15 protein-coding genes are annotated in these 17392 nt (G+C 72.2%); 8 read left to right on the forward strand and 7 right to left on the reverse strand.

Going from position 1 to position 17392, the window contains the following annotated elements; genetic code table 11:
• Nucleotides 1-68 precede the first annotated feature (68 nt).
• The 3 genes from IFT72_RS06105 to IFT72_RS06115 all read left to right on the forward strand — a co-directional run bounded on the left by IFT72_RS06105 (nucleotide 69) and on the right by IFT72_RS06115 (nucleotide 3305).
• Nucleotides 69-851: an excalibur calcium-binding domain-containing protein gene (locus IFT72_RS06105; RefSeq protein ID WP_244634148.1), complete on the forward strand. Its 783-nt coding sequence runs from the start codon at nucleotides 69-71 to the stop codon at nucleotides 849-851.
• Nucleotides 852-991: 140 nt separating this feature from the next.
• Nucleotides 992-2794 carry a DEAD/DEAH box helicase gene (locus tag IFT72_RS06110; protein WP_192045792.1) on the forward strand — a complete coding sequence of 601 codons (1803 nt, stop codon included), beginning with the start codon at nucleotides 992-994 and terminating at the stop codon, nucleotides 2792-2794.
• Nucleotides 2795-2909: 115 nt separating this feature from the next.
• A complete protein-coding gene (locus IFT72_RS06115; protein WP_192045793.1) occupies nucleotides 2910-3305 on the forward strand; it encodes a hypothetical protein in 396 nt (131 codons plus the stop codon).
• A gap of 31 nt (nucleotides 3306-3336) precedes the next feature.
• Here the strand turns inward: IFT72_RS06115 and IFT72_RS06120 are convergent, their stop codons facing one another.
• From IFT72_RS06120 to IFT72_RS06130, 3 genes are all read right to left on the reverse strand, one after another.
• Entirely contained in the window at nucleotides 3337-3681 is a 345-nt protein-coding gene (locus tag IFT72_RS06120; RefSeq protein WP_056055280.1) for a hypothetical protein, read from the reverse strand.
• A gap of 151 nt (nucleotides 3682-3832) precedes the next feature.
• Nucleotides 3833-4756: an SseB family protein gene (locus tag IFT72_RS06125; RefSeq protein ID WP_192045794.1), complete on the reverse strand. Its 924-nt coding sequence runs from the start codon at nucleotides 4754-4756 to the stop codon at nucleotides 3833-3835.
• A 97-nt stretch (nucleotides 4757-4853) separates the two neighbouring features.
• Nucleotides 4854-5378: a hypothetical protein gene (locus IFT72_RS06130; protein WP_192045795.1), complete on the reverse strand. Its 525-nt coding sequence runs from the start codon at nucleotides 5376-5378 to the stop codon at nucleotides 4854-4856.
• Between the two features lie 425 nt (nucleotides 5379-5803).
• Between IFT72_RS06130 and IFT72_RS06135 the strand changes: the two genes are divergently transcribed.
• From IFT72_RS06135 to IFT72_RS06145, 3 genes are read left to right on the forward strand one after another with little or no spacing between them, the layout of a single operon-like run.
• Nucleotides 5804-6358, forward strand: coding sequence for a hypothetical protein (locus IFT72_RS06135; protein WP_192045796.1), 555 nt, complete (start codon nucleotides 5804-5806; stop codon nucleotides 6356-6358).
• Nucleotides 6359-6363: 5 nt separating this feature from the next.
• On the forward strand, nucleotides 6364-6864 hold the full coding sequence (locus tag IFT72_RS06140) for a very short patch repair endonuclease (RefSeq protein WP_305798362.1): 501 nt from the start codon (nucleotides 6364-6366) through the stop codon (nucleotides 6862-6864).
• A 57-nt stretch (nucleotides 6865-6921) separates the two neighbouring features.
• Entirely contained in the window at nucleotides 6922-8016 is a 1095-nt protein-coding gene (locus tag IFT72_RS06145; protein ID WP_192045798.1) for a type I restriction endonuclease, read from the forward strand.
• A 240-nt stretch (nucleotides 8017-8256) separates the two neighbouring features.
• Here IFT72_RS06145 and IFT72_RS06150 read toward each other — a convergent pair whose 3' ends face one another.
• On the reverse strand, nucleotides 8257-11559 hold the full coding sequence (locus tag IFT72_RS06150; protein ID WP_371741189.1) for a TM0106 family RecB-like putative nuclease: 3303 nt from the start codon (nucleotides 11557-11559) through the stop codon (nucleotides 8257-8259).
• A 285-nt stretch (nucleotides 11560-11844) separates the two neighbouring features.
• Between IFT72_RS06150 and IFT72_RS06155 the strand changes: the two genes are divergently transcribed.
• Nucleotides 11845-12780 (forward strand): hypothetical protein, encoded by a 936-nt coding sequence (locus tag IFT72_RS06155; RefSeq protein WP_192045799.1) that lies wholly within the window; start codon nucleotides 11845-11847, stop codon nucleotides 12778-12780.
• Nucleotides 12781-12960: 180 nt separating this feature from the next.
• On the opposite strand, the gene IFT72_RS06160 is transcribed toward IFT72_RS06155, so the two are convergent.
• Genes IFT72_RS06160 through IFT72_RS06170 form a run of 3 tightly spaced genes read right to left on the reverse strand, consistent with a single transcriptional unit; the run spans nucleotide 12961 to nucleotide 16162 of the window.
• On the reverse strand, nucleotides 12961-13983 hold the full coding sequence (locus tag IFT72_RS06160) for a LacI family DNA-binding transcriptional regulator (RefSeq protein WP_192045800.1): 1023 nt from the start codon (nucleotides 13981-13983) through the stop codon (nucleotides 12961-12963).
• On the reverse strand, nucleotides 13980-14735 hold the full coding sequence (locus tag IFT72_RS06165; protein WP_192045801.1) for a creatininase family protein: 756 nt from the start codon (nucleotides 14733-14735) through the stop codon (nucleotides 13980-13982). Before IFT72_RS06165 ends, IFT72_RS06160 begins: the two co-directional genes overlap by 4 nt.
• A gap of 2 nt (nucleotides 14736-14737) precedes the next feature.
• On the reverse strand, nucleotides 14738-16162 hold the full coding sequence (locus IFT72_RS06170; RefSeq protein ID WP_192045802.1) for an amidohydrolase: 1425 nt from the start codon (nucleotides 16160-16162) through the stop codon (nucleotides 14738-14740).
• Between the two features lie 182 nt (nucleotides 16163-16344).
• Here IFT72_RS06170 and IFT72_RS06175 point away from each other — a divergent pair, with 182 nt between their 5' ends.
• Nucleotides 16345-17388, forward strand: coding sequence for a BMP family protein (locus IFT72_RS06175; protein ID WP_167259332.1), 1044 nt, complete (start codon nucleotides 16345-16347; stop codon nucleotides 17386-17388).
• Nucleotides 17389-17392: the final 4 nt, after the last annotated feature.

A 17392-nucleotide genomic window follows, 5' to 3' on the forward strand; every position in this document is an offset into this window, starting at 1 on the left:
GCTGACCCGAGCCGCGCCTCCCCGAGGGGCCCCGACGTGACCCGACCGATCACGACCTCCGGAGAACCATGCCTGCCCTCGACCCCAAGACCGGTCTGCCCACCCGACGACGACTGGGCGTGCGACACGTCGTGCTCGCGCTGATCGCGCTGCTCCTCCTGATCGTCGCCCTGTCCAGCGGCGTCAGCGGCCTGTTGATCATCGCGGGGCTCCTGCTCCTCCTCTTCGGCGTCTGGACCTTCGCCACCGGTCGGCGCAGCCTGCTCGGCCTCAGGTCGCGCCGCGCCGGGGCGCTGACGGCCGTCGTGGCTCTGGCGGCGCTGATGGTCGGCGGCGTCGTCGCCCCCAGCTCGGAGGACGTCGCCGACGCCTCCGGCCCCGCGTCGCTGGTCGGTGCCAGCTCGAGCGGGCAGGCCACGGCCGAGGAGGAGCGTGCGGACGACGCGAAGGAGGAGAAGGAGCGGATCGCCGCGGCGAAGGCCGCAGAGGACCAGCGCAAGCGCGAGACGACCGAGGCCGCCGCGTCGGCGAAGGCGGAGGCCGACGCGGCCGCGGAGGCCGCGCGGGTCGAGGCCGAGCGCGTCGCGGCCGAGCAGGCTGCGGCGGCCCAGGCCGAGGCCGACCGCGTCGCCGCCGAGCAGGCAGCCGCTGCGGCTGCTGCCGCGGCCGCCGCGCAGGCCGAGGCAGCCCGGGCCGCGGCCGCTCCCGCGCCCGTCGCCGCCCCCAGCAGCACGTACTACAAGAACTGCGACGCCGTCCGGGCCGCGGGTGCCGCGCCGATCAGGGCGGGCCAGCCCGGCTACGCCAGCCACCTCGACCGCGACGGTGACGGGGTGGGCTGCGAGAACTGACCCGGTCGGGCCCGATCGCGGCCCGGGCGGGCCCGGCCGGGCCCGCCCGGGCCGCGGATCGGGGCGCTGGAGTACAGTCCGCCCCGATCTCCCGGCACGCCCCGGTGTCGATCAGGACGTCGACCCTCTACCCTTGCAGGATGAGCCCCACCGAAACGCGCGACGAGATCGACGCCGACACCCCCGACTCTGCGCCGACCTTCTCCGACCTGGGGCTCAGCGATGCCGTCCTCAAGGCCGTGAAGGAGATCGGCTACGAGACCCCCTCCGCCATCCAGGCGGCCACCATCCCCACCCTCCTGTCGGGTCGCGACGTCGTCGGGCTCGCCCAGACGGGCACCGGCAAGACGGCCGCCTTCGCGCTGCCGATCCTCAGCCGCCTCGACGTCTCGGCCAAGAAGCCGCAGGCGCTCGTGCTCTCCCCCACCCGTGAGCTCGCGCTCCAGGTGTGCGAGGCGTTCGAGCAGTTCGCCTCCGGCATGCGCGGCGTCCACGTGCTCCCCGTCTACGGCGGCCAGGCCTACGGCGTCCAGCTGAGCGCGCTCCGTCGCGGCGTCCACGTCGTCGTCGGCACGCCCGGCCGCATCATGGACCACCTCGCGAAGGGCACGCTCGACCTCTCCGAGCTCAAGTACCTCGTGCTGGACGAGGCCGACGAGATGCTCAAGATGGGCTTCGCGGAGGACGTCGAGACGATCCTCGCCGACACCCCCGACGACAAGCAGGTCGCGCTCTTCTCCGCGACGATGCCGCCCCAGATCCGTCGCATCTCGAAGCAGTACCTCAACGACGCCGAAGAGATCACGGTCAAGCAGAAGACCACGACCTCGGCGAACACCACGCAGCGCTACCTGATGGTGTCGTACCCGCAGAAGGTCGACGCCCTCACGCGCATCCTCGAGGTCGAGAACTTCGAGGGCATGATCATCTTCGTCCGCACGAAGAACGAGACCGAGACCCTCGCCGAGAAGCTGCGGGCCCGCGGCTACTCCGCCGCCGCCATCAGCGGCGACGTGGCGCAGGCCCAGCGCGAGCGCACGGTCAACCAGCTCAAGAGCGGCAAGCTCGACATCCTCGTCGCGACCGACGTCGCGGCCCGTGGTCTCGACGTCGACCGCATCAGCCACGTCGTCAACTACGACCTGCCGATCGACACCGAGTCGTACGTGCACCGCATCGGCCGCACCGGCCGTGCCGGGCGCAGCGGCGCGGCGATCAGCTTCGTCACGCCCCGCGAGCGTCGCCTGCTCGGCGCGATCGAGAAGGCCACGCGTCAGCCGCTGACGCAGATGCAGCTGCCCACGCTGGAGGACGTCAACGTCACGCGTCTCGCGCGCTTCGACGACCAGATCACGGAGGCGCTGGCCCAGGAGAGCCGGATCGCCGCCTTCCGCGACATCATCGGCCACTACGTCGAGCACCACGACGTGCCGGAGGCCGACGTGGCCGCCGCCCTCGCCGTGGTCGCCCAGGGCGAGACGCCGCTGCTGCTCGACCCGAAAGACGAGCGACCGGCCCGGCGCGAGCGTGACGACCGTCCCGCTCGTGACGACCGCGGCGGCGACGACCGGGGCGGCCGCTTCGACCGCGACGACCGTGGCTCGCGCCCCGAGCGCGACCGCGGCCCCCGCACGTCGAAGCCGATGACGGCCTACCGCATCGAGGTCGGTCGTCGTCAGCGCGTCGAGCCCCGCCAGATCGTCGGCGCCCTCGCCAACGAGGGCGGCCTCAGCCGTGACGACTTCGGCGCGATCCAGATCCGCCCCGACTTCTCCGTCGTCGAGCTCGCCTCGGACGTCAGCAAGGAGATGCTCGACCGTCTCGTCGACACCCGCATCAGCGGCGTGCTCATCGAGATCAAGCCCGACCGCCGTGGCGGCGGCTCCGGTGCGCCCCGTCGCGACGACCGCGACGAGCGCCCCCGCAAGCCGCGCCACTCGTAGGCTCGGCTCCGCCTCCCCGGACGGCGCCCGCTCGCAGGTGACTGCGACGGGCGCCGTCCGTCGTCCCGGCCCCGACCGGCCGTCCGTCCGTCCGTCACGTCGCCCTGGAGTACCCGTGGTCCCCCTCCTCGCTGCTGCACCGTCCGGCCCCACCGGCACGGGCGCCCTGTTCGGCGTCGTGCAGACGACGCTCACCATCGGCAGCGTCGTGCCGCTGCTGCTCGGGGTGGTGGCCCTCGTGCTGTGGGCCAGGATGCGACTCCGTCGCCCCGACCTGGCCGGAGACGACGACGGCGGGCAGCGACGTCACGACCTGGGGCGGGTGAGCCTGCTCGGAGCAGCCTTCGCCCTGGTGCTGCTCGCGATCGGCGAGGTCGTCGTCGGCTACGGCCGACCGGGCGGCGTCGTCGGGGCGTTCGGCGACGGCGTCTCGCCGCTCGTGCCGGTCGCGGCGGCCCTCACGGTCGTCGCGGCGGTCGTCTTCGCGCTCTCCCCGGCGCCGCGGCGCTGACGAGCGCCGGCCTCCGGCGTCAGCGCCGCCGTCAGCCCTGTCGGCGCCCGGTCAGCCGTCGCACGCTCTGCACGACGCCGAGCACGCACATGGCGGGCGCCAGCCAGATGAGCACGCCGCCGAGCCCGCTCTCGGTCGACCCGAGGCCGGCCGGGTCCTGCGTGAGGAGGCGCGACACGACGAGCAGGACGACCCCGGCGATCGCGGTGAGCAGCGTGCCGACGGCGGCGAGCCCGAAGACGCGCAGCCCGCGACCGCGGATCATCGCGACGACGCCGTCGATGAGGAACGACGCGACGAGCGGCACGCCGACCGCGAGGGCGACCAGCCCGGCGATCATGAGGAGGACGGCGACGAAGCTCTCGGGGTCGAGCACGGCACACCTCCTTCGTCTGCGTCGACGTTAGCGAGGGCGTGCTGGGGGAACGCCCTCGGCGAGGCGACGGGTGTCGGCGGGGCGACCCGCGACTCCCCCCGTCCGGCCGCGCCGGGGCCCGCGATCGTCCCGGACGGCCCCGGGGGCGAGGTCAGCGGTCGGCGAGGGCGCGCAGCTCGTCGGGCGTGACGGCGACGGAGCGCTCCCCCGGCTCGACGACGACGCCGGCGTGCCCCTCGGCGAGCGCCACGCCGGCCAGGTCGGCGAACGAGACCGCCCGGGCCGTGGAGCCGGGCGCCCAGGCCCAGGCGGCCGCCGGGGTGGCGTGGACGACCGACCAGGTCTCGCCCTGCTCGCCGGTGGCCGTGGCGACGACGGTCGAGGTGGCTTCGCCCTCCGGGTCGCGCTGCTCGACCTCGGCGACGTACAGCGACGGCGAGGTGCGGAGCAGCTCGAGCATGTCGGGCCAGGCGATGGTGCGCTCGGCGAGCGCCCGCGCGACGGGGACGGAGGCGGTGACGTCGTCGCCGAGGCCCCGGCGGAGCTCGTCTGAGTAGGCGATGAACTGCGTCTCGGGGGTGCCGGGGTCGAGGGCGAGCCCCTCGTACTCACGCACGGCCTGGTCGACGACGACGGCCGCGGGCTGGGCGAACGGCACGGGGGTCTCCCCGTCGCGGTAGCGGGCGAGGCGGTCGGCGCTGGTGAAGGCGAGCAGGAGGCGCTTGCCGGCGTTGTCGGTCTGGTGAGCGATGGCGACGACGTCGCCGTGCTGGGGCCCCGCGGCGGGGTCGGCGAGGGTCGAGCGCGTGAGGTCGACCAGCAGCTGGCCGGCGGTCAGCTCGGCCATGACGGCGCCCAGCGTGACGGAGTTCTTCTCCCGCCCCCACCCGGTCAGGGCCTGCTGCAGGGCGGTGTGGACGACGGGCCCCGAGGAGTCGCGGGTCGGCTGCCCAGCCTCCGTCACCTCGGTCTCGGCGCGGCTGGCCTGCGCGGGGCCGACCTCGTCAGCCTGCGACTCCGTGCTCGGGGGCGCCTCCGCGGGTCGGACTGACGTGCGGCGCGAGAAGAGACCCATGGAGACGAGCCTACGACGGGTGGGCGCGGGGCCCGGCCAGTCCGTGCCGGACGGCGACTCGCGGTCCTCGCCGTCGTTCGACCGGCAGCAGCCGGCATCAGTAGGTGTCGTGGACCGATTCATCGTCGCGGAGCAGGAAGCAGCGGGACGCGGACGCGACGTGGAGTTCGTCCGCGTCGCTGACCCGGGCGACGAACGCCAGACCCTCGGGCCCGGAGACGAGGATGCGCTCGCGTTCTCCGTTGTCGTCGACCGTCGACCGGAAGCCCTCCTGGGACGTGAAGCCGGTCGCGACGGCGTCGAGGACGTCGTGCTCGGAGCGGCTGCCGTCGAGCTGGAAGGTCGTGCGTCCTGTCCACTGGTACGTCGTCTCAGAGCACGACAACAGGACTCCGTCGGGCTTCTGCTCCGTCGACAGGACCTCTCCGGGAGGAAGGGCGTCCGCCACGCTGATCTCCAGGGCCTGGGTCTCGGCCTTGGCCTTGGCCTGGTCGACCGTGAGGTCCTGGTTCATCTCGCCCTCTCCCTGCGACGTGCACGCGACGAGGGTCGTGACGATCAGGACCGCGGAGCCCAGCGACAGCATGAGCCCCCGCGACGGCGAGAGTGCCGTGAGCTTCATGGCGCCGTTCCCTTCTCGATGCGTACTCCCCGGCACGAGCCACGAGGTTCGGTCCCGTCGTCCGTCGTCCGTCGTCCGTCGGCCCTCTGCCGCTCTGCGCAGGGCTGCGGCGAACCCGCCCTCGGCGCTCACCGTCCCCAGGGCGTCGTCGGCCGCCGTCAGCGCCCCGTCGATCGCCCCCGAGGCCTCGTCGAGCTCCCTCGTGACGTCGGCGGTGACGTCCGAGATGCCCCCACCTCCATCGAGTACTCCACGGGCCCCACGCTAACGGCATCTCGGTCCCCGCGGAACGATCGGTCCGTTTCTCCACCTCACGGCGTCCGCGGAGGTCACCCGCCCCTCCCCCGAGAGGAGTCGCGGGCCTGCACCCACAAGCCGTCCCCGACGCCCCCGGCTCGGCCTCGTTCCCGCCCTACCGTCGCCGCATGATCATCGAAGCCGGGTACGACCTCCACCAGATCCTGATGCCGACCGTCCACGAGAGCCGGGCACGGGGCGAGCACGGGCCCCACGACAGCCCGCTGTGGCTGCTCACCCTCGACCGCGACCTCCGGGTGCAGTACCTGGTGCAGGTGACGCCCGACATGCGCGGCCGCCCCGCCGACGAGAGGGAGGCCATCGCCGCGGCGCTCGACTGCAGCGACCTCTTCGCGGTGAGGTGGCTCGTCTTCGCGTGGTGGTCGCCGACGGTCGCTCCGGTCGACGAGAGCTGGCAGCGCCACCTCGACGACGAGGCCCTGAGGGCCGCCCCCGAGCTGGCCGACTACGAGCTGCTCGGCACCGTGGTGTACGACGACGAGGGCTTCGCGTGCACCTTCCCGCGGTTCAGCTTCTGCGACCACGACGAGGGGCTGCCCGTCGCGGCGGTCATCCACGGCCGGCACCCGCGCGGCTGCGACTGCCTCGCCTGCGAGCAGGCGCGAGTGCGGCGCGCCGAGCGGGAGGAGCGGCGAGAGGCGGCACGTGGGGGCTCGGCCTGACCAGCCTGCCGCGTCCGGCCACGGGCGACTTCGAGTCTGACGACGAGACCCGGCGCCGCATGAGCCGGATCCGCCGTCGTGACACGCGCCCCGAGCTCGCTCTGCGACGCGGGCTGCACGCGAGGGGCTGGCTGTACTTCGTGGACCGCCCCGTGGCGGGGGTCTCACGGTGTCGCCCCGACCTGCTCTTCCCGCGCCTCCGCGTCGCCGTCTTCGTCGACGGCTGCTTCTGGCACTTCTGCGTCGAGCACACGCACCTGCCGATCGCGAACGCGGCCTACTGGCACGCCAAGCTGCTCGCCAACCGGCGGCGCGACGTCGCCCACGACCACGAGCTCAGCTCGGCGGGGTGGGCGGTCGTCCGGGTGTGGGAGCACACGCCCCCGGCCGAGGCGATCGACGCCGTGGAGGCGGTGCTGCGGCGCGCGGCGGCGGACGCCCGACACGACGAGGGTGACGAGGAAGCTGAGGCCCTAGAACTGGGGACGCATCAACGACCTGTCTGACCGCTGACCGCACACGCGCGCCCCTAGAGTTTGAGCAACTGTCACAAGGGAGTACTCGTGGATTTCGCCGAACGTCTCGCAGCCCTCGCGCTCAAGGTCAAGAACCAGAGGGAGGCGATCCAGACTGAGGAAGCGACGAAGAACGCCTTCATCATGCCCTTCATCTCGACCATCCTCGGGTACGACGTCTTCAACCCGCTCGAGGTCGTCCCGGAGTTCACCGCCGACGTCGGCGTGAAGAAGGGCGAGAAGATCGACTACGCGATCATGCGCGACGGTGAAGTACAGATCCTCATCGAGTGCAAGAAGTCGACGGAACCTCTCAAGATCGAACATGCTTCGCAGCTGTTCCGCTACTTCGCCGTCACCAACGCTCGCATCGCGGTGTTGACCAATGGCGAGTCGTACCACTTCTACACAGACCTCGACGCACCCAATCGCATGGACGATAAGCCGTTCCTGGTGCTCGATCTCTCTGACATCGACGAGACCCTGCTCCCTGAGCTGAGCAAGCTCACCAAGGACGTCTTCGATCTCGACTCGGTCATCAGCGCGGCCGAGGAACTCAAGTACGTGGGCCAGCTGAAGAGGGCGATCGCAGCCCAGTTCCGCGAGCCGACGGACGAGTGGATCAAGTTCTTCGCCACCCGCGTCTACGAAGGCAGCTACACGCAGAAGGTCCGCGAACAGTTCACGAGCCTCGTGACGAAAGCTTCCAAGCAGTTCCTGAACGAGCAGGTGAACGACCGCCTCAAGACTGCCCTGGGCTCCACGGCTTTCCCCTCGGCGCCGATCGAGACGTCCGCCGACGCCATCAGCAGCGAAGCCGTGGTCGAGGCCGATCTCGACCGCGACACCGAGATCGAGACGACGCTCGAGGAGCTCGAGGGCTACCAGATCGTCAAGGCCATCGCCTGTAGCGAGGTCAAGCCGCAACGGGTGGCGCACCGCGATTCGAAGTCGTACTTCGCGATCCTGCTCGATGACAACAACCGGAAGCCGATCGCTCGTCTTCACTTCAACGGCAAGAAGCAGAAGTACCTCGGCGTGTTCGACGCCGAGAAGGCCGAGACGCGCTTGCCCATCGACTCCCTGGACGAGATCTACGAGCACGCAGACGCCATCCGCGCCTCGATCAAGAACTACGTGTGACGCCGAGGCCCGACGGGGCACCGAGCTAGGGCATCGCCGCGGCGCTCGGCCGCGGTCGGCCGCTCGCCGAGATGAACCCTGTTCTTGCAGGGGAACCCTGCCGCGGCGGGGTTCCCGTGCGAGAACGGGGTGTCCCACGGGCCGGAGCGGCGCGCGCCGCCCGCGGGACACCCGCAGGCCAGCACGGCGCGCGCCGCCCGCGGGCCAGCACGGCGCACGCCGCTCCGCCCCGCGCGCGCGTCAGCGCCGCTCGACCAGCTCGATGAACCGCGACAGCGTGCCGAGCCCCGCGATCGACGTGGGCATCGAGCTGGCGAGCGCGGACGAGTGCACGAGGTACGCCGCCCACTGCGCGCGGCTGATGCCGACGTTGAGCCGGTTGGGCATGAGCAGGAAGTCCAGGCCGCGCGGGATGTCGGCGGCGCTCGACGCGGCCAGCGAGACGATCGCGACCACCGCCTCCCGCCCCTGGAAGAGGTCGACGGTGCCGACCGTCGTGCCGGTCAGGCCGGCGGCGTCGAGCGCCTCGCGGATCACGGCGCCCTGCGCGTTGTACGGCGCGACGACGATCACGTCGTCGTCCGTCAGCCGACGCGTGCCGTGCTCGTCCGACCACTCCCGACCGACGACCGACCGCGCGAGGTCGACCACGCGTTCGGCCTCCTCGATCGACGACGTCGTGTTGCCCGCGTGCTCGACCGGTACGGCGTGCAGCCCGGGTTCGACGCCCTCGAGGTGCCGCTCGGGCGCCCGCGACTCGAGCGCGCCCTCGTACGAGAGCCGCGACACCGGCGCCGTCACGGCGGGGTGCATCCGGTACGTCCGCGACAGGAAGTAGCCGAGCTCCGGCGGCAGCACGTCGTGCCCGTCGGCGAGCCAGCCGAGCGACGACGTGTCGACGGGCTCGGGGTGCGATCCCTGGCTGACCTGCGGCAGCTGCTGCGGGTCGCCGAGCAGCAGCAGGCGCTGCGCGGCGACGGCCGACGCGATCGTCGGCGCCAGCGAGAACTGACCGGCCTCGTCGACGACGAGCAGGTCGAGCGAGTGCCGCGCGACGTAGTCCGGGTTGGCGAAGGTCCAGGCGGTGCCCCCGACGACTCCGCCGGTCTCGCCCGGGCCGGTGAGGAACTCGGCCAGGCCGGCCCCGTTCTTCACGGGCGTCCACGCGGCGGCCTCGACCGCCTCCGCACTCGCTCCGCTCTTCGGCACCTTGACGACCAGCGCGGGGTCGACGCCCTTGCCGACCACCGCCTCCAGGAAGTTCTCGACCACCGCGTGCGACTGGCCGACGACGCCCACGCGCCAGCCGTGCTGCCGCACCAGCCGCGCCACGACCGTCGACCCGACGTAGGTCTTGCCCGTGCCGGGCGGGCCCTGCACGGCGAGGTACGACCGGTCGAGGCCGAGCAGCGTCGCCGTGACGGCGCCGACGGTGTCGTCGCCGTCGACGGGCACGACCCCGCCCCGCGGGGGGACTCGACGCAGCAGGTCGAGCGCCGCGTCGTCGACGAAGGCGGGCAGGTCGTCGAGCACCGAGCGACCCCACTCGGAGATCGCCGCGGGCTGCGGGGCCGCGCGCGGGGGCGCCGCCGGCGTGATCGCGAGCGGGAACGCCTCGTGCGGGTCGGCGCCCCCGGGCAGCGACTCCTTCACGAGCATCACGACGCCGTCGTGGTCGGCGTCGACGTCGAGCACCGCGACCCGCGACGTCGCGCCGCGCAGGCCCGGCCCCGACGCCGTGATCGAGGGAGGCAGCGGGGCGTCGTAGACGAGGTGCGGCGCTCCCCCGGGCGTCAACCGGCTGCCGGGCGCGAGCGAGCCCCTCAGCCGCAGGTCGCGCGACAGGGTGCGGGCGCGCGGCAGCTTCTCCCAGTCGCGGACCACCTCGGCCTGCTCGACGACGAACACGTCCCGCGTGTCGGCCCACTCGTCGAGCGGGTCACGGAGCCGCCCGAAGTGCTCCTGCCAGAACGTCTTCGCCTCGCGCCGGTGGTAGTCGATCGCGGCCGCCGCGAGCGCGAGGGCAGTCTGGTCGGGCGTGCGGTCGAGCGGGTCGACGTCGGCGAGCAGGGCCGACAGCTCGACGAAGACCGGGTCGGGCTCGGCGCGCACGCGCTCGTCGTCGACCAGGGCGACCGCCTCGTCGGTCGTCGACCCGGGCGGCACGAACGACAGCAGCCAGTCGCGCAGCCGGAGCGTCGACCGGCAGTCGTACTCGTTGTAGTCGGCGACCTGGTCGAGCCGCGCCTGCCCGGCCGGGTCGCCGGCCCGCACCGCCGCGATCGCCTCGACGTAGGCGGTGATGCTGTCGGCGCCGTTGAGGACCCCGTCGCCGTCGCGGAGGTCGCCGCCCATGTAGAGCGGCTCCAGCTTCTTGATCGAGTAGCTGCGCGAGCCGACGACGAGCGCCTTGCGCACCACCGGGTAGAGGTCGACGAGCACACCGTCGCGCAGCAGGTCGTCGACCTCCTCCTCTCCGACGCCGTGCCGGGCCGCGAGCGAGAGCAGGTGGGTCCGTTCGTAGGAGGCGTAGTGGTAGACGTGCATGCCCGGGTGCGCCGCCCGTCGCTCCCGCACGAAGGCCAGGAAGTCGACGAGCGCCTGCCGCTCGGCCCGCAGGTCGTGCGCCCAGAAGGCGGTCGAGCGAGCCTCGACGTCGACCAGCCCGAAGAGGTAGTCGAGGCCCCAGGTGCCGCCGTCGCCCTCCGTGTACAGCGGGTCGCCCTCGAAGTCGAAGAACACGTCGCCGTCGTCGGGGGCGGGGATCGCCGCGAGCGCCCCGGGGTCGACGAGACGCACCTCGGGCACGCCGCCCTCGCTCGCGACCTGCAGCTGCGCCTGGGCGCGCAGCCGCGACAGGGCTGCCCCGCCCACGCCCGGCACGCTGCCCGTGCTCCGGGCGAGGGCGTCGATGCTGTCGACGCCCGACGCGATCAGCGCGGCACGCTGCCCGAGGCTGAGGCCGGCGACGAGCACGAGATCGCGGTGCGCCTCGACCTGCGCCGCGCACTGCGAGCACCGGCCGCAGGCCGTCACCCCGGGTGCGCCCCAGGGCAGGGCCGAGGAGGCGCGCTGCCGTCGCTCGACCGCGTCGCGCAGCCGAGACCGCTGGGCCCGGTGCACGGGGGCGATGTCGGCGAGCTCGTGCGTCGACCGCGACCCGTCGCCGAGCACGAGGTGCACCTGCGCCCCCACCGGCACCCCTAGTGCCGCGATCTGCTCGGCGTAGGCCGCGAGCTGGAGCAGAGCGGGGATCTTCGCGTGCCGGGCGAGCTTGGTGTCGTAGACCTCGTACTCGCCGGCGTCGTTGCGCACGAGGAAGTCGGAGAAGCCGATGAAGGTCGGGTCGTGGAACGTCGCCTGGTAGAGCACCGGCACGCCGTCGCGCATCGCCTGCTCGGCGGCCGCGGCCGCCGCCGGGTAGCCCTCCCGGGACGGGCGCTCGAACTCGACCACCTCGTGGCTCGCGCGCAGCTGCTCGAGGAAGCGCACCTCGTGGTCGTCGCCCATCCGCGCCGTCCGGTCGAGCATGGCGTCCGACACGGCGTCGATCCGGTCGATGCGCCCCAGGGCGGCGTCGAGCCGCCGGAGGAACGCCCACTCGCACGCCGCCCAGGTGGTGAGGTCGGACGGGCTGGTGACGACGAGGTCGGTGTCGGGGTCGATGTAGATGAGGTCTCCTTGATACCGCTTCTGAGGCTGTCGTCAGCGGTACCTGAACCTATCGACAGCATCCGACACCGCAAATCTACTTTTGGCACTGGACTACGTCAGTTGGGGCACATGCTCGATCGCCGAAAAATGAGCAATAGTCACTAGGATTGCGTCATGACACTCGTAGCCGTTTGGGTTCAAAAAAACGAAACACTGAGGCAACTGAACGTCGTTTCTGACTCAAGGCTTAGCGGAGGAGAGTCGTGGGACGCCTGCCCGAAGGTTGTCCCCTTGCCCCGGCCAGCGACGGTCATCGCTATGTCGGGATCGGCGACGGAAGCCTATGCATTCTTGCTGCAGGCGATCAATGCCTGCACCCTGCTTGACGGGCACGTCAGTGGCCGCACGGATATCAGCTACCTGGCCCGAAAGCTCAAGGACGTCTATTCGGACAGCCGCAACCACGTGAAGGATCTCCCCAGGACGCAGAGCAAAGCTGATACGCCGACACTTGATGTGGTGTTGGCGGGTTGGTCATGGCGACGTTCTCGCTTTGAAGGATATTCGTATTCATACGGGACCGATGGCAGCCTGGAAATGAAGAGGCTGTCCGAACTGGACGAAGATCGCCGATACGGAATCTATTTCTTCGGAGACGCCGCGCCATTCGCACGTGGCCGATCGCGAGAGCTACTGCGTGAGCGGGGCCTCTGGCCAGTCGCTGACGGTATTGCGGTACCCCCCGCTTACCAGTGGGAGCCCCTAGAAATCGTCTTAGAAGCCGTCCAGAATCCCGACTTGCGAACCGTCGGCGGAGTGCCTCAGATCACGAGTGCCTATCAGTACGGCGAAACTGAATCCTTTGTTTGGGAAGACGATCAGCAAGCGCGGTTCTACGGCGGGCGCCCGATCCTGGAGAAAGAGCGCTCGGACCGCCGAATTCTTTCTATGAACGACGGGGCTGCCCGAGTGAGATTTTCCGAGAGCGCGTCAGTATCTCCGGCTCAGGATGTACGTGATGCAAAGAAACCCAACGTGCTGACAGACCCACCCACTCCCACCGAGACAGCGGGGTGCAACGAGTTCAAAGACCCGCGCGAACCTCAATAATTGCTGTCGTCGCTCAGCGGGCAAAGGCGCTCCGATCTGCCCCCGGACGAGCTGCCTCTAGCCAGCCGTGTGGCGCTTCCGCCCCCTACGTGCCTAACTCGATTAGTTCGCGGAGGGGGAGGCCTCTCATCATTTTCGACCGACAGCGGGGGCGACTCCCCCGGGCTCCCGGAGCCGCGGTCAGCGGGTCGAGCGTCCGTGCAGCAGCCGGGGCGCGAGCGTGACGCGGCGGGCGCCGCCCGAGTCGTCGCGGTCGCCGCTCGCCAGGGCGTCGAGCAGCAGCCGCACGGCCTCCCGGCCCATGGCGGGCCACGGGTGGCGGAGCGTCGTGATCTCGCGCTCGTCGTCGCCCTCGACCGACGACACGTCGAGCAGGCTCGCGACCTGCACGGCCCCCGGCACGTCGACGCCGTTGAGGCGGAGCACCGTGACCAGGCCGTGCGCCACGTCGTCGTTCGCGCAGACCACCGCGTCGAGCCGTGCGAGGTCGCCGCTCGCGACGAGCTCGTTCGCGGCGGCGACGCCGCCGGCGAGCTCGGCCCTGGCCGGTCGCGCGCCGTCGAACCGCACGCCGCGCAGCTCGCACGAGGCCCGCACGGCCGCGATGCGTCGGGCGTCGGCGGGGTCGGCCGGCGACAGGCCGACGGTCACGAGCTCCGTCGCCCCGCCGTCCGCGAGGGCGCCGACGAGCAGGTCGGTCGCCCGGTTGTCGTCGAGGCCCACCGAGTCGGTGCCGTCGCCGAAGATGTGGCGGCCCACCTGCACGACGGGCACGCGGTCGGCGGCCGCGACGGCGTCACGGCTGACCTCCTCCGTCGGGGGGCAGATGACGAGGCCGTCGACGCGTCGGCTGAGGAGCGACTCGACCGTGCGGGCGTCGTGGTCGTCGCCCTCCGCGGAGTACCGCAGCACCAGCGAGAGCCCGGCCTCGTTGAGGGCCTCGCTGACCGACTCGATCAGGGCGGAGAGGAAGCCCGTCGTGTACCGGGGCAGGATGAGCCCGACGGTCTCGGTGCGCTGGCTCCGCAGGGCGCTGGCGACGGCGTTGTGCCGGTAGCCGAGCTCGGTGATGGCCTTCCGGACCGCGCGGGCCCGGGCCTCCGAGACGTGCTGGGCCCCCGAGAGCACGCGCGAGGCGGTCGCGATCGACACCCCGGCCTCCCGGGCCACGTCGACCAGGGTGGGGACGGACGTCGGGCTCACCGCGCCTCCGCCCGGCCCGCGAGCACGCCGGCGACGAAGTCGTCGAGGACGGCGAGGCACCCCTCCACGGTCGCGGCGAGCAGCCGCTCGCCCTTCTCCGCGGTCGCGAGGGCGGGGTCGCCGAACACGCCGCTGGGCGAGAACGGGTGCAGCGGCATCGGCGCGGTGCCGAAGTGCGACGGGAACACCGGGTAGCAGGCCTCGTACCGGTCGGGGTGGACGTCGTCGGGAGCGAGGCGCAGCATGATCGAGGTCTCGACCTCCTCCGCGTGGGCCAGGCCGGGCGCCGCCGGGGCGCTCTCGCGCACCTCGTCGATCGCCTCGGCCATGCCGGGGTGGTCGAGCGTGACGACGGGCAGCACGCCCTCCTCCGTGAGCTGCTGGGCCGCGACGAGCAGCGGCGCCCGGTTGCCCCAGTCGCCGTTCACGACGACGAGGCCGCCCGCGCCCGACGCGGCGAGCGCCCGCCCCAGGTCGACGACGATCGCGGTGACCGTCGCGGCCGAGAGCGAGAGCGTGCCCGGCCAGCCCGAGGTGCCCCAGGTCGCGCCGTAGTGCACCGGCGGCAGCAGCACGGCGTCGAGCCGCTCGGCCAGGCGGCGGGCGACCTCGACGGCGGTGGCCGTGTCGGTGCCGAGGGGCAGGTGCGGCCCGTGCTGCTCGTGCGCGCCGACGGGCAGCACGGCGAGGCCGGCTCCGCGGCGGTGGGCGGCGGCCACGTCGGGCCAGGGCGTGTGGTCGGCGTCGATCATCACTAGGGAGCGTACGTCTGCACGGTGCGGCCGTGCGACCGGTCGGTCAGCCCGGGCAGGCGCTCGTTCATCTCGGTCATCAGCGGCCCGAGGTCGACGTGGACGAGGCGGCCGTGCTCGACGACGACCCGGCCGGCGACGATCACGGTCTCGACGTCGCTCGCCCGCACGCTGAGCACGAGCGCGGCGGCGAGGTCGTTCATCGGCTGGAGGTGCGGCTTCCACGGGTCGATCAGCACGACGTCCGCGGCGAACCCGGGCGCGAGCGACCCGAGGTCGTGCTCGCGCCCGATGACGGCGGCGCCCTGGCGGGTCATGAGGTCGAGGGCGTGGGCGCTCGTCATCCAGGTGGCGTCGCCCGTGTGGGCCTTCTGTACGAGGGCCATGGTGCGGGTGCTCTCGAGCACGTCGAGGGTGTTGCCCGACGCGCAGCCGTCCGTGCCGATCCCCACCGGCACGCCCGCGTCGTGCAGCAGGCGGATCGGCGTGGGCCCGTGCGTGTGCTTCTGGTAGACCTTCGCGCAGCACGCGACGCCGACCCGGTCGGCGACGGGCGCCAGCCACTGCAGGTCGCTCTCGACGATGCCCGTCCCGTGCGCGATCAGGGCTCCCGCGTCGAGCACGCCGGTGTCGTGCAGCACCTGGATCGGCGTCGCCCCGCGCCGGGCGAGCGACGACTCCGTCTGGTGCATCGTCTCCGACGCGTGGATGTGCGTCCGCACCCCGATAGCCCGCGCGGCCTCGGCCGTGCGGGCCAGGTCGGCGTCGTCGACGGTGTAGACGGCGTGCGGCCCGAGCATCGTGGTGATGCGCCCGCCGGCCGCGCCGTCCCACTCGGCCGCGAAGGAGGCGCTCCGGTCGAGGCCCTCCGCGCCCTGCGACGAGAAGAAGGTGCGGGCGAGCACGGCCCGCATGCCGCCCTCGTCGACCGCCGTGGCGATCTGCTCGGTCGAGAAGTAGTGGTCGGCGACCGTGGTCACGCCCGCGAGCAGCATCTCGGCGACCGCGAGGCGCGCGCCGAGCAGCACGTCGCGGTCGGTGAGGTTGACCTCCATCGGCCAGATGTGGTCGTTGAACCAGGAGGCGGTGGGCACGTCCTCCGCGGAGCCCCGGAAGAAGGTCATCGACGAGTGGCTGTGGGCGTTGACCAGGCCGGGGATCGCGACGCGGCCCGGCGCGTCGACCACCCGGGCGCCGGCGAGGTCGGCCGGGCCGAGGTCGGCGTCGGGCACGATCCAGGCGATGACGCCGCCCGCGACGCCGATCGCCTGGTCGGCCACGAACACGGCCGGGGCTGGTCGCCCGGGGTCGCCGGGGTCGAGGTCGGGGTACCCGACCGGCGGCCGGACGGTCGGCGCGAGCACGGTCACGCGACGGACGACGAGGTCGACGGGCACCGGAGCGGCGCCGGGAGCTGCGGGGGTCATGTCGCCAGCGTGCCACGGACGCGGGAGTCGCTGAGAACGTTTACCCGACTCCTTACGTCCCCGAAACACGTCGGTAACACGAGCCGGTCTACGGTTGCAGCACCCCTGCACCCCCTCGGAGCCGATCCTGCGAGCGCCCGAGGCCACCTGCCGTGAAAACGTTCACAGAACCGGAGCACCCCATGCCCCTGCGTCGCCCCCGTCGCCTCCTGATCGTCTCGGGAGCCGCGCTCAGCGCCACGCTCCTCCTCGCCTCCTGCTCCGGCCAGACGGCCGCGACGGCCCCCTCGGCCGACCCCGACGCCGCGACGGTCGCGCTGCTCTACGGCACGACGGGCGACTACTCGATCATGGACGGCGGCTACGCCGGCTTCACCGCGGCGCAGGAGGACCTCGGCTTCAACCCCCTCGAGCTGTCGAGCCCGAACACCGACGACTACCAGGACCGCCTCGACCTCGCCGTCTCGCAGGGGGCCGACCTCGCGGTCGGCATCGGCTTCCAGTTCGCCCAGCCGATGGGCGACACCGAGCACCCCGACACGGCGTTCGTCGACGTCGACACCGACATCGGCACCGAGATCGACGGCGTGACGACCATCTCGTTCGCCGCGAACGAGTCGTCGTACCTCGTCGGGGTGGCCGCCGCGCTGACCTCGACCACCGGCCACATCGGCTTCGTGGGCGGCGTCGACCAGCCGTCGATCCAGAACTTCTTCGTCGGCTACGAGGCCGGGGCGAAGAGCGTCGACCCCGACGTCGTCGTCGACTCCACCTACCTCTCGCCGCTCGGCGACTTCACCGGGTTCTCCGACCCGACCAAGGGCAAGGAGGCCGCCGCCTCGATGTACGCCGGCGGCGCCGACGTCGTCTACGCGGCCGCCGGCGGCTCGGGCCAGGGCGTCTACGAGCAGGCCGCGGCCGCGAGCACCGACTCCGCCAAGGTCTGGGCGATCGGCGTCGACGGCGACGCGTACGCGCAGGTCGACGACGACATCAAGCCGTTCATCCTCACCTCGGCGCTGAAGAACGTCGACGTGGCGGTCCAGGACGTCATCACCTCCTTCGACGAGGGCAGCCTCGAGCCCGGCGAGCAGGTCTTCGACCTGGAGACCGGCGGCGTCGGCTACTCGACGAGCGGCGGCTTCGTCGACGGCATCGCCGACCAGCTCGAGGCGGCGAAGACGGCCGTCGTCGACGGCGACGTCACCGTCCCGACGGCGCTCTGAGACC

The organism is Frigoribacterium sp. CFBP 8754 (assembly GCF_014841815.1).
GTDB classification, from domain to species: Bacteria; Actinomycetota; Actinomycetes; order Actinomycetales; family Microbacteriaceae; genus Frigoribacterium; species Frigoribacterium endophyticum.